Origin of the sequence: Citrobacter sp. Cs237 (assembly GCF_030332325.1) — a bacterium.
GTDB classification, from domain to species: Bacteria; Pseudomonadota; Gammaproteobacteria; order Enterobacterales; family Enterobacteriaceae; genus Citrobacter_A; species Citrobacter_A sedlakii.
The window spans coordinates 99,115-111,054 of the sequence record NZ_JAOWIB010000093.1 but is presented as its reverse complement, the minus strand read 5'-3'; the positions used below and the strand labels follow the sequence as shown (position 1 = coordinate 111,054).

11 protein-coding genes and 2 tRNA genes are annotated in these 11,940 nt (G+C 49.4%); 6 read left to right on the top strand and 7 right to left on the bottom strand.

Annotation, left to right across the window (positions count from 1 at the left end; all coding sequences use genetic code 11):
* Positions 1 to 14: 14 nt before the first annotated feature.
* Positions 15 to 200, bottom strand: coding sequence for a YodC family protein (locus tag OGY07_RS04860; RefSeq protein WP_042284069.1), 186 nt, complete (start codon positions 198 to 200; stop codon positions 15 to 17).
* A 77-nt stretch (positions 201 to 277) separates the two neighbouring features.
* Positions 278 to 1,189, bottom strand: a complete 912-nt coding sequence (locus OGY07_RS04855) for a DUF808 domain-containing protein (RefSeq protein WP_060571443.1) — start codon at positions 1,187 to 1,189, stop codon at positions 278 to 280.
* Positions 1,190 to 1,364: 175 nt separating this feature from the next.
* Between OGY07_RS04855 and yedA the strand changes: the two genes are divergently transcribed.
* On the top strand, positions 1,365 to 2,285 hold the full coding sequence (yedA, locus tag OGY07_RS04850; protein WP_286599036.1) for a drug/metabolite exporter YedA: 921 nt from the start codon (positions 1,365 to 1,367) through the stop codon (positions 2,283 to 2,285).
* On the opposite strand, the gene OGY07_RS04845 is transcribed toward yedA, so the two are convergent.
* The 4 genes from OGY07_RS04845 to drpB are packed head-to-tail and all read right to left on the bottom strand — an operon-like array spanning position 2,277 to position 5,229.
* Entirely contained in the window at positions 2,277 to 2,744 is a 468-nt protein-coding gene (locus OGY07_RS04845) for a very short patch repair endonuclease (RefSeq protein WP_042284083.1), read from the bottom strand. The two genes, yedA and OGY07_RS04845, sit on opposite strands and share 9 nt — an antisense overlap.
* Positions 2,725 to 4,158 carry a DNA cytosine methyltransferase gene (locus OGY07_RS04840; protein WP_042284086.1) on the bottom strand — a complete coding sequence of 478 codons (1,434 nt, stop codon included), beginning with the start codon at positions 4,156 to 4,158 and terminating at the stop codon, positions 2,725 to 2,727. Before OGY07_RS04840 ends, OGY07_RS04845 begins: the two co-directional genes overlap by 20 nt.
* A 50-nt stretch (positions 4,159 to 4,208) precedes the next feature.
* Positions 4,209 to 4,907, bottom strand: coding sequence for a phosphohydrolase (locus tag OGY07_RS04835; protein ID WP_199956762.1), 699 nt, complete (start codon positions 4,905 to 4,907; stop codon positions 4,209 to 4,211).
* 52 nt (positions 4,908 to 4,959) lie between these two features.
* Entirely contained in the window at positions 4,960 to 5,229 is a 270-nt protein-coding gene (drpB, locus tag OGY07_RS04830; protein ID WP_082636905.1) for a cell division protein DrpB, read from the bottom strand.
* A gap of 651 nt (positions 5,230 to 5,880) precedes the next feature.
* Here drpB and ompC point away from each other — a divergent pair.
* Positions 5,881 to 7,053 carry a porin OmpC gene (gene ompC / locus OGY07_RS04825; protein ID WP_211935601.1) on the top strand — a complete coding sequence of 391 codons (1,173 nt, stop codon included), beginning with the start codon at positions 5,881 to 5,883 and terminating at the stop codon, positions 7,051 to 7,053.
* A gap of 203 nt (positions 7,054 to 7,256) precedes the next feature.
* On the opposite strand, the gene OGY07_RS04820 is transcribed toward ompC, so the two are convergent.
* Positions 7,257 to 7,346: transfer RNA gene (locus OGY07_RS04820), tRNA-Ser, on the bottom strand.
* 93 nt (positions 7,347 to 7,439) lie between these two features.
* On the opposite strand from OGY07_RS04820, the gene mtfA reads away from it, so the two are divergent.
* The 4 genes from mtfA (at position 7,440) to OGY07_RS04800 (ending at position 11,931) form a co-directional block, all read left to right on the top strand.
* Complete coding sequence (gene mtfA / locus OGY07_RS04815) at positions 7,440 to 8,237, top strand: DgsA anti-repressor MtfA (protein ID WP_042284095.1); 798 nt, start codon at positions 7,440 to 7,442, stop codon at positions 8,235 to 8,237.
* A 100-nt stretch (positions 8,238 to 8,337) separates the two neighbouring features.
* A tRNA-Asn gene (locus OGY07_RS04810) sits at positions 8,338 to 8,413 on the top strand.
* Positions 8,414 to 8,593: 180 nt separating this feature from the next.
* Complete coding sequence (locus OGY07_RS04805; RefSeq protein WP_180777222.1) at positions 8,594 to 9,865, top strand: tyrosine-type recombinase/integrase; 1,272 nt, start codon at positions 8,594 to 8,596, stop codon at positions 9,863 to 9,865.
* 179 nt (positions 9,866 to 10,044) lie between these two features.
* The gene (locus OGY07_RS04800; RefSeq protein ID WP_180777223.1) at positions 10,045 to 11,931 is read left to right on the top strand and encodes a site-specific DNA-methyltransferase; all 1,887 of its coding nucleotides are present in this window, start codon (positions 10,045 to 10,047) and stop codon (positions 11,929 to 11,931) included.
* Positions 11,932 to 11,940 lie beyond the last annotated feature (9 nt).

The window sequence follows — 11,940 nt, the reverse complement described above, 5'->3', positions numbered from 1 at the left end:
CACCGGGCGTTTTATTATCTGGCATTTTCACGCTGGCGCCTTGCGTCACCGGGAACCAGCTCATTCTCATGGAATGCCTCCCGCTTAACGCCGAAGCCGTCATACCACCGACATTCCACCATTCCGCTGGAATACCCGGTGACAATCATGCGTGGTCCGCCCTCTTTCACGGTAACTTCATCACTGACCAAAAAGTGCATACCTGCCTCCTGTATCATGTGAAACTTTTTCACCTTAGACGAGAATGGCGAGTTTTGCCTGGTTGGACAGAAGATATTTAGTGCGCGACGCCACGCACTTTTGCCACCATCTTCACCAACGCAACCACAATGGCGCCGATAATAAAGCCCAGTACCAGGTTCGCCAACGTTGGCAACATTAGCGCTATCGCGGCACTCTGCTGGCTGGCAAAATGTTCGATGGCGTGATGCAACGGCGCGACGCCATGCACCACAATGCCGCCCCCGACCAGGAACATGGCCAGCGTGCCAATCACCGACAGCGATTTCATCAGCCACGGCGCGACAATCAGCAGCCCTTTCCCGACCGCCCGCGCCAGCGCGCTGGATTTTTCTGCCAGCCAGTAGCCCATATCGTCCAGCTTAACGATGATCCCCACCAGGCCATAAACGCCCACCGTCACCACTAACGCGATGCCGGAAAGTACCAGCACCTGATTCAGCAACGGCGCGTCAGCCACGATCCCAAGCGTAATCGCTACAATTTCAGCCGACAGGATAAAATCGGTTCGGATCGCGCCTTTGATTTTATCCTTCTCAAAGGCCAGTGGATCCTGCGCCGCCAACGCTTCCAGCCGCTTCTTACGCTCAGCCGGATCTTCCTTGTGTTTGCGTGACTCAAGAGTATGAAGCACCTTCTCTACCCCTTCAAAGCACAGGAAAGCGCCGCCGATCATCAGCAAAGGGGTGATCGCCCAGGGGATGAAGGCGCTAATCAGCAGCGCCAGCGGCACCAGAATCACTTTGTTGATAAATGAGCCTTTCGCCACGCTCCAGACCACCGGCAGCTCGCGGTTCGCTCTGACGCCAGTGACCTGCTGGGCGTTAAGCGACAGATCGTCGCCCAGTACGCCCGCGGTTTTTTTTGCGGCCAGTTTTCCCATCATAGAGATATCGTCAAGCAGCGTGGCGATATCATCAAGTAACGTCAGTAAACTACTTCCTGCCAAAATAAGTCCCTCGATTTTTCTTCTTGAAGCATTAAGTATGGAGTAAAACACGCAGAGCGGAAACAGATGTTGCTCGTCAACATTTATTTAACAACATGCTGCGAGTATAGTGCTCGCCAGGCAGGTATTTTCGCGTTTACTCTATTGATTCTGACTCTTTCGCCCGTGAGGGATTATGCGTTTTCGGCAGTTGTTACCGCTTTTCAGTGCGTTATTCGCCCTGTATATCATTTGGGGTTCCACGTATTTCGTTATCCGTATCGGCGTGGAGAGCTGGCCGCCGCTGATGATGGCCGGCGTGCGCTTCCTGGCCGCTGGCGTGCTGTTAACCGCCTTTTTACTGCTTCGGGGACATCAACTCCCGCCGCTACGGCCCCTGCTCAACGCCGCGCTGATTGGCATTCTCCTGTTAGCCGTCGGCAACGGACTGGTTACCGTGGCTGAACATCAGAATGTCCCTTCGGGTATCGCCGCCGTAGTCGTGGCGACAGTCCCGTTGTTCACCCTGTGTTTCAGCCATTTCTTCGGCATCTGGACCCGTAAGCTCGAGTGGATGGGGATTGCGATTGGTCTGGCGGGGATTGTCATGCTTAACAGCGGCGGCAATTTAAGCGGTAATCCGTGGGGGGCGATGTTGATTTTGATTGGCTCCATTAGCTGGGCGTTCGGCTCCGTTTACGGCTCGCGTATTACGCTACCGGTGGGCATGATGGCGGGCGCCATTGAAATGCTGGCCGCTGGCGTGGTGCTGATGTGCGCGTCGTTTCTTAGTGGTGAAAAGCTTACCGCGCTGCCCTCGCTTTCCGGCTTCTTCGCCGTCGGTTACCTGGCGGTGTTTGGGTCAATCATCGCGATTAACGCCTATATGTATCTTATCCGCAACGTCAGCCCGGCGCTGGCAACCAGCTATGCCTATGTAAACCCGGTAGTGGCGGTATTGCTGGGCACCGGACTTGGCGGCGAACGTCTGGCGCCGATTGAATGGCTGGCGCTGGGGGTTATCGTCTTTGCGGTCGTGCTGGTAACGCTGGGTAAATATCTGTTCCCGGCTAAACCGGTTGTGGCAACGACGCTAAAAGATAAAACGCTACAGTAGGTGTATTCCCTGCGTGTCGATCTGCGCGGGGGCGCCATCCCCGCAGATCCACTCTTCAAGACGTTCGGACAGAGCGGCGTCGCTGAGTTTTTCCCGCCCGCGCAGGGCGCACTCCCAGACCACCAATACCCGCCAGCCGAGCGCCTTTAGACGCTGAACATCACGACGATCGCGCTCTACGTTTTTGCCAATTTTTTCCAGCCAGAACGCGGTCCGCGTCGCCGGCACCTTAAACAGATAGCAGTGGTGCTGATGCCAGAAGCAGCCGTGGGTGAAAATGACGCAGCGATAATCGTCGATCACAAAGTCAGGCCGCCCCGGCAGCCCGGCATCCTGCACGCGATAGGCGATCCCCTGTTCCGTCAGCAGCGCGGCAAGACGTTTTTCAATAGCGGTATCGCGGGTCGCTATGGCCCGCATGTTTTTACTGCGCGTGGCCTTATCGTGAACGTCCGCCACTGGCCATCCCTTGCTGACGCAGGGCGACAGCGGCTTTGATTTTCTCTTCCAGCAGACTCGCCACCGCGGCAAAGGCCGGCACGATGACCGAGTTGCCAAACTGACGATAGGCCTGGGTGTCGGAAACCGGAATGCGGAACTGGTATCCCTGCGGCGATTCAAAGCCCATCAGCCGTGCGCACTCTCTGGGCGTTAAGCGACGCGGACGATGCTGCTGGTTTTGCGGATCGTCGAAATGGGCTTCGCCTTTCGCCATATCCCAGCCGCGATCGATCAGAATTTCCGCGCCGTCTTTGTAGTAACGAGCGGACAGCGTTCGCGTGACGCTGTCCGGGTTGGTCGGGTATACCATGCCATAACCAAAACCGTTCCCCTTCGCCTGATGTTTTTTCGCATAGCGGTAGAGATACTTCCACAGCACAGGCGTCAGAACATATTTCGCCTCAACGACAGGTTCAAGAAGTTCGCCAAGGGTGATACGCCGCTGCGGATAACGCGTGGTGATGTCCCGCAGGGTAAAATCGCCCTTGAGGTTGAGATCGCGGCGAAACCCGACCAGAACAATGCGTTCGCGGTGCTGAGGCAGAAAATGTTTGCCATCAATGATCTTCGGATCGTCAGGGCCATTGTCCTCTGCATCCGCCACGTCATAACCCAGCTCGTCAAGCGTCTGCATAATGATGCGGAACGTTTTACCCTGATCGTGGCTTTTCAGGTTTTTCACGTTTTCCAGCACAAAGATCGGCGGACGCCGCGCGTCAATGATGCGCACGACATCAAAGAACAGCGTGCCCTGCGTATCGCAGGCGAAACCGTGAGCGCGACCGAGCGCATTCTTCTTCGACACGCCAGCCAGAGAAAACGGCTGACAGGGGAAGCCCGCCAGGAGTACATCGTGTTCCGGCACATGCTGGCGAATGTGCTCTGCCGCCTGAGCGTCATTCACGCCTTCGCGGTGGCTCAGCGTGACATCGCGGATATCTTCATTAAAGTGATGGCTGTCCGGGTCGCAGTAGTAGTTAGCTTTATACGTGCGTACCGCATGTTTATTCCATTCGCTGGTAAAAACACACTGCCCGCCGATCGCTTCAAACCCGCGGCGGATCCCGCCTATGCCCGCAAAAAGATCGATAAAGCGAAAAGCATAATGGGGATGATGCGCTGGCGGCGCGGGAAGCAACGTACGCAGATGCGCCGCTTCACGTTCACTCAGCCGGTGCCAGACCGAGGCGTTCGCCACCGCACGCTTTAAGATGGCCGGACTCCAGTGGTGTTCGCCAACCCCGTTCAGCTGCGCCACCAGCGTTTTGACATCATAGATTTCCATTAACTTCGCCAGCATCGCCTGTATCGACTCCGCGCTGTTGTCTGTCGCAGGAATCAGCGAGTCCGCTACTGAGAGAGTGTGCTGCATATCTTCAACCGGCCAAAAAAGAGTGATGTGAGAGTAACATAAATTTGGCGTCACGCGTGGTTGGGGCTAAACGCCGCAATCACCGTGGCGTCCAGCGACGCATACTCGCCTTTCAGCTCGGCGCTGAGCTTCGCCATGTAGGTCACCAGGAAATCTGCGTTGTGTCGCGCCAGTTCCCTCCCCCGGGCGGTTTGCATGGTGTTGGGCAGCGCCAGCAGTTTGGTCTGGAAGTGATCGAGCGCGAACTGTTTATCGTTGAGCGCTCGCCGCCGGGCAAGCGGATCTTCCGCATCGAATAGCGCCGCGCCTAACGAACCCGAAACGGCGAAGACACGCGCGAGGCCAATCGCCCCCAGCGCTTCAAGCCGGTCGGCGTCCTGTACGATTTTCGCTTCCAGAGTAACGGGGGCTATATTGGCGCTGAAGCTATGGGCTTCAATGGCGTGACAAACCGCCGCTAACCGTGATGCCGGGAAGCCGGGAAAGTCATGAATAAGAATACGGCGCGCTTCAGCGGCAGCAAGGACAGACGAGCGGTGGCGTTCAGGATGATTTTTAGCAAGACTGACAATGTCATGAAAATAACAGGCCGTCAGTACCACGAGTTCATCCACAGCCAGCCCACGACTGAGCTGACGAGAAGTCGCCCAGACCCGGCGGAAATGGAAGATATCGTGGGCGGCGTCCTGTTGGTTATGGTGGTTGACTAACCACGCTTCAAATTGTGATTGCCAGTGCTGAAGATCCACATTGCCTCCCGTGCGTTTGAAACCGCTACAGTAGCAATTTTTAGCGCCGCGTTCACTCTGACGAGGTGCGCGGGCGCGTATACCAGGCGATAGCGCCGAGAATGGCACCCACGACGCTTAGCACCACAAAGCCGAGCAACGCCCCCAGCCATTTCCCGCTGGTTGAACCGGGGCTGCTGTCGAATCCGGCAACCGGAGCAGATTCGACATGACTGATGACCCATACATAATGCAACATTGCCCAGATGAAATAGAGGCAAAAGACATAAAATACCCACAGCGCCAGTTTGCCCCCCAGGCTACGGCTTGCGTTTACTTCCAGACGACTCAAAGAAATCTCCAGTTTTGTGATCTGATGCAGAAAAAATTTCACTTAACTGTTTGTGAGTATAGTCACATTATGCGGGCGTGTAGGTGATTGTCTAAAAACCAACCATTTATTTTGCATATGTTTTGATCCGGCGCAAATTACCCATGCGCCTGAAAATCTCGCATATCAACACTATTTTACCTCTTTTGTCAGGTTTATTCCGAGTGAATATATTGATAACAATAATAATAATCGTGCTTTATCCCCTCCCTTTTCACTTTAGATCAAACATGGCATTATCATTAGGTTATTAGCCTTTTTATCGTTTATTTACCCCCTCATTTACAACCGGCATTTATGTCGGTTTTTTTTATGCTTATCCCCTGAAGCGTCGTGTTTGAGAAGGCATAAAATATTCATTGTAAAAATCAACCCCAAAAACCAATAACTATCTGATATAAATAGATAACAATCATGAATACATTGTAATCGACTCATATATAATGAATTTTAAATTCCCTGTTAGACACATATTGAAATATTTTAAATACATTTGTTACATGTAATATTTAAAATAAAATGAACTCTTTAGAATAGTATCCAAATGTGCTTTCGTGAAAAAAGCACTTATTCATGATGGTTATTATCATAAGGGAATACATAATGAAAAGAAAAGTATTGGCAATGCTTGTCCCGGCATTATTGGTTGCGGGCGCAGCAAATGCAGCGGAAATCTATAATAAAGACGGCAATAAACTGGACCTGTACGGCAAAGTTGATGGTCTGCACTATTTCTCTGATGACACGGGTAACGACGGCGATATGTCTTATGCGCGTTTAGGCTTCAAAGGCGAAACGCAGATTAACGACATGTTAACGGGCTTCGGTCAGTGGGAATACAATATCCAGGCAAATACCACTGAAGGCGAAGGCGCTAACTCCTGGACCCGTCTGGGTTTCGCGGGTTTAGGCTTCGGTCAGAATGGCACCTTCGACTACGGTCGCAATTACGGTGTGGTTTACGACGTTGAAGCATGGACCGATATGCTGCCGGAGTTCGGCGGTGATACCTGGTCGCAGACCGATGTCTACATGACCGGACGTACCAATGGCGTTGCCACCTACCGTAATAACGGTTTCTTTGGACAGGTAGACGGTCTGAATTTTGCGCTGCAGTATCAGGGTAACAATGAAAACCCGGGTTCAGGTGAAGGCACAGGTAATGGCGGCAAACGTAAACTGGCACGTGAGAATGGCGACGGTTTCGGTATGTCCGCGTCTTACGACTTTGACTTCGGGCTGAGCCTGGGGGCTGCTTACTCTACTTCCGATCGTACCGATAATCAGGTTCGTCGCGGTTATGGCGATCGCAGTCAGGCTAACAAATATGCTGGCGGCGAAACGGCTGAAGCCTGGACCGTTGGCGCGAAATACGATGCTAACAACGTTTATCTGGCAGCCATGTATGCAGAAACCCGCAATATGACTTCTTACGGAAGTGGTGAAGATTTTGAAGGCGGCATCGCTAACAAGACCCAAAACATCGAAGTTGTCGCACAGTATCAGTTCGACTTCGGTCTGCGTCCGTCTATCGCGTACCTGCAATCTAAAGGCGTCGACTTAGGCGGCCAGGATATTCATCGTGGTCACTGGCGCTATGTCGACAAAGATCTGGTGAAATACGTTGACGTGGGTATGACTTACTACTTCAACAAAAACATGTCCACCTACGTTGACTACAAAATCAACCTGCTGGACGAAGACGATAACTTCTACGCGGATAACGGTATCGCAACCGATGATATCGTTGCAGTGGGCTTAGTGTATCAGTTCTAATCCCACCGTCTCACCCAAGCCCGCCTCTGGCGGGCTTTTTGTTGCCTGCTATACCAGTCTCACGTCTTTGATATGTCCGAAATTGTCCAGACACGGTAGAAAAACATGACGCACATCAAGGCGTAAAAAACGTGAGTTCGTCAATTCATTTTGCTCAACGAGAGTTGCGTCACTGACAGCGGGTGGGGTAAGTGCTTGAATAGTGGCGGAGAGAGGGGGATTTGAACCCCCGGTGGAGTTGCCCCCACTCCGGTTTTCGAGACCGGTCCGTTCAGCCGCTCCGGCATCTCTCCGTTTTGATGGTTGCCATGATGCCAGGTAATTTGGCATTTTAACAGACCCTGTCCCTTCAATTTTGTTCAAGTGACGAGTTTGCGAGCAAAACGATGATAAAGTGGCCCTGGAAAGCACAAGATAACGCGCAAAATGCGTCCGCTCAGTGGGAGGAAGCCCTCGCTATCCCCTTGCTGATGACCCTAACCGCGCAGGAACAAGCCAGACTGATCGCGCTGGCGGAACGATTCTTACAGCAAAAAAGGCTGGTCGCACTTCAGGGATTCGAACTCGACGCATTGAAAAGCGCGCGTATTGCCCTGCTTTTTTGTCTTCCGGTGCTGGAATTGGGCATCGAATGGCTCGATGGTTTTCATGAGGTGCTCATCTACCCTGCTCCGTTTGTCGTCGATGATGAATGGGAAGACGACATTGGTCTGGTGCATAACCAGCGGGTCGTGCAGTCTGGACAAAGCTGGCAGCAAGGGCCGATTATCCTGAACTGGCTGGATATTCAGGACTCCTTCGATGCTTCCGGTTTCAATTTGATCATTCACGAAGTGGCGCACAAGCTGGACATGCGTAACGGCGATCGCGCCAGTGGCATTCCGCTCATCCCACTGCGCGAAGTGGCCAGTTGGGAGCATGACCTGCACGCGGCAATGAACAATATTCAGGATGAAATTGATCTGGTGGGCGAAACAGCATCAAGCATCGACGCTTACGCAGCGAGCGATCCCGCCGAGTGTTTTGCTGTTTTGTCGGAGTACTTTTTCAGCGCGCCGGAGCTTTTCGCCCCACGCTTCCCTGCACTCTGGCAACGGTTTTGCCAGTTCTATCAGCAGGACCCGCTGCAACGGCTACGCGACAGCCAGGAAGAGGACGCGCCTCCACCTTCGCAGGTTCATTAATTCATTGTTTTGAGGATTAATTAACCAATTGAAAAAGCGTGTTAATTTTACAGTTGACACGCTGTAGTGCGGCCAGTATTATGCGCCTCGTTCACACGATTCCTCTGTAGTTCAGTCGGTAGAACGGCGGACTGTTAATCCGTATGTCACTGGTTCGAGTCCAGTCAGAGGAGCCATTTTCAAGGAAGCAGACGTTCACTAACGTCTGCTTTCTGCACTTCTATCAATCGGTTATCCCTCTTCAGTCGTTCACCCTCGTTCACTAAAAACCACTCGAAGCCATATGATTTTGATGGTAAAAATGCTGGTAATGCTGGTTCGATTTCCCTTTTACCAACAATCGAGGGGATGTTTTCATGTCACTGACTGATATTAAAGCAAAAAATGCAAAACCCCTTGAGAAGGAATACAAGCTAACTGATGGCTTTGGTATGTTCCTTCGTGTTACCCCTAAAGGTTCGAAATACTGGCAAATGGCCTACCGTTTTGAAGGGAAGCAAAAACTCTTCTCTATTGGTGTTTACCCTGCTGTTTCTCTTTCTGACGCAAGACAACGCCGTGATGAGGCCAGAAGGCTTCTTGCTCAGGGCATTGACCCTAATGCAAAGAAACAGGCAGAGGTTAAAGAGCTAAAAGCTAAGCGTGATAAAACACGCTCTTTCAGTATGGTCGCTAAAGCTTGGTACTCCACGAAAACAAAATGGTCTAAAGATTATGGTGATTCCGTATGGAAGCGCCTTGAAACCTATGTCTTCCCGGCAATTGGCGACAAAGATGTTGCCGAACTGGATACGGGTGATCTGCTGGTTCCGGTGAAAAAAGTTGAGGCACTTGGTTATCTTGAAGTTGCCATGCGTATTCAACAATACATTACGGCGATCCTCCGTCATGCTGTTCAGCAGAAACTCATACGCCATAACCCCGCCTATGATATGGAAGGTGCTGTTCAGAAACCTCAGACTGAACACCGCCCTGCACTTGAACTTGAAGAAATACCCCAACTACTGAAAAAAATTGCCGGATACAAAGGTCGCAGGTTAACCATACTGGCTATTCAGCTCAATCTGATGATTTTCATTCGTTCCAGTGAACTACGTTTTGCTCGCTGGTCTGAAATTGATTTCAAAAGTAAGTTGTGGGTGATACCCGAACAGCGTGAAGCCATTGAAAATGTGAAACATTCGACTCGTGGTGCCAAAATGAAGCGTAAACACTTCGTTCCCCTTTGTAAGCAAGCCATGAAGATACTGAATGAGATCCGACAACTGACTTATGAAGAAGGTCATGATGACGGATTAATTTTTACTGGCTGTTATGACTCATTTAAACCCATGAGTGAAAACACCATCAACAAAGCCCTACGTAATATGGGATATAACACGAAGCAGGACATCTGTGGACACGGTTTCCGCACACTGGCCTGTAGTGCCTTAATTGAGTCTGGTTTATGGTCAGAAGACGCTGTAGAGCTTCAAATGAGCCATAAGGAAAGCAATAGTGTCCGGGCTGCTTATACCCATAAAGCAAAACACCTTGACCAGCGCCGACTGATGCTCCAGTGGTGGGCTGACTTCCTTGATGCCAATCGAAACGATATGGTCAGGCCGTTTGAGTTTGCCCAAAGGTGAACATTATGAGTTAGAAAATTACGGCTAACTGTTTGATAACCCATCATATAGCAGCATGTAACCCTTTGTTTTAGATATGTTTGAATAGCCATCACTGGTTGATGGCTATCACTTCATACCGTAAAATGCTTACCAATTTCGGACACTGATTTCCCGTGACCTCATGACGGATACTTTTTATGAAAAAAATAACTTCTGATATGACAGAACTACAATCAATGAATATCACTGAAGATAATATCAGCAAACTTAACTCTTTGTTTCCTGAAGCATTTAATGAAAACGGTATTGATTTTGACGTTTTAAAACAGCTCTTGGGTGAAAATGTAGACGACAAAGAAGAGCGGTATGGCCTGAACTGGCATGGTAAACGTCAGGCGCGTCAGCTTGCTCTCACGCCTTCTCGTGGCACCTTACGCCCATGTAAAGATGAAAGCGTTGATTGGCATAACACCAAAAACCTCATGATCGAAGGTGATAACCTTGAAGTGTTAAAGCTTCTTCAAAAAAGTTATGCCGGAAAAGTTAAGCTTATTTATATTGATCCGCCTTACAATACCGGTAAAGATTTTGTCTATCCTGATAACTTCCAAGATAATATGAAAAATTATCTTGAAATTACTGGACAGACAGAAGACGGAGCACGTTTAAGCACAAATACAGAAACCAGTGGACGTTACCATACTGATTGGTTAAATATGATTTACCCACGTTTAAAACTTGCAAGAAACTTGTTGAAAGAAGATGGGGTTATTTTCATTTCCATTGATGATGCTGAAGTTGATAATTTAAAAAAAGTTTGCTCGGAAATCTTTGGTGAAGAGAACTTTGTTGCTAATATTGTATGGCAAAAAAAATACTCACCACAAAATGATGCAACATATTTTAGTGATATGCATGATCATATTTTAGTATATGCAAAGCAACGGAAGGCTTCAAAAAATGATGCAAATGGTTGGAACATAGATTTTCTACCAAGATCAGACGAACAAAATGCAGCATATAAAAACCCCGACAATGACCCTCGTGGAGTTTGGAAGTCTGTAGATTTATCAGTCAAAACTTATTCCAAGGCTAATGATTACTCAATTACCACACCATCAGGACGTATTGTAACTCCTCCCGCCAGTAGATGCTGGCAGGTTTCTGAAAAACGTTTTGCAGAATTGTGTAAAGAAAATAAAATCTGGTTTGGAGAAAATGGTAATAATGTTCCATCAATCAAAAGATTCCTGACTGAGGTCCAAGATGGTGTTGTTCCTACAACATGGTGGTCATATAAAGAATGTGGCCATAATCAAGAGGCCAAGCAGGAACTAAAAAAACTCATGGAGGGAGAATCTGTATTCTTTGACACGCCTAAACCATTGAGATTATTAGATAGAATATTACACTTAGCAACAACCAATGATAAAAATTGTATTATCCTAGATTTTTTCGCTGGGTCAGGTACCACGGCTCACGCAACTTTGAATAAAAATATTGCTGACAGTGGTTCACGCCGATATATTGCCGTGCAATTACCTGAAAAAATAGATGATGAAAAATACAATACAATATCAGAACTAACCAAAGAGCGCCTCCGCCGCGCGGGTAAAAAGGTTCGTGAAGACAATCCAGAGTGGAAAGGTGACGTTGGTTTTCGTGTTTTTAAACTCGATACATCTAACATCCGTCCGTGGGAAGCGACTGCTGAAAGTTTGTCAGAACAGATTGATGCCTATGTAAGCCCAATCCTTGAAGGCCGTAGTGAAGAAGATTTACTCACAGAGTTGATGCTTAAGCGTGGCATTGGCCTGAGTGTAAACATTGAAACCCGTCAGTTTGATGGATTAACCGTTTCTTGTGTTGACGGTGGCAAATTGTTTACCTGCTTTGCTAATCAAATCCCTGCATCTTCCGTCGAAGAACTGACCAAGGGGATCATCGACTGGCATAAGAGTTTGAAGGCTGGCAAAGATACTGTCTGCTATTTCCTTGATGACGCATTTGAAAATAACGTTGCTAAAACAAATCTTTGCGCCATTCTGGAACAGCATGGCCTGACTAACCTGCACAGCCTGTAAGGGAAAGAG

Coding starts and splice junctions, on each gene's coding strand:
- mtfA (WP_042284095.1), top strand. CDS start 7,440: ATGATAAAGTGGCCCTGGAAAGCACAAGATAACGCGCAAAATGCGTCC.
- yedA (WP_286599036.1), top strand. CDS start 1,365: ATGCGTTTTCGGCAGTTGTTACCGCTTTTCAGTGCGTTATTCGCCCTG.
- OGY07_RS04805 (WP_180777222.1), top strand. CDS start 8,594: ATGTCACTGACTGATATTAAAGCAAAAAATGCAAAACCCCTTGAGAAG.
- ompC (WP_211935601.1), top strand. CDS start 5,881: ATGAAAAGAAAAGTATTGGCAATGCTTGTCCCGGCATTATTGGTTGCG.
- OGY07_RS04800 (WP_180777223.1), top strand. CDS start 10,045: ATGAAAAAAATAACTTCTGATATGACAGAACTACAATCAATGAATATC.
- OGY07_RS04860 (WP_042284069.1), bottom strand. CDS start 200: ATGCACTTTTTGGTCAGTGATGAAGTTACCGTGAAAGAGGGCGGACCA.
- OGY07_RS04840 (WP_042284086.1), bottom strand. CDS start 4,158: ATGCAGCACACTCTCTCAGTAGCGGACTCGCTGATTCCTGCGACAGAC.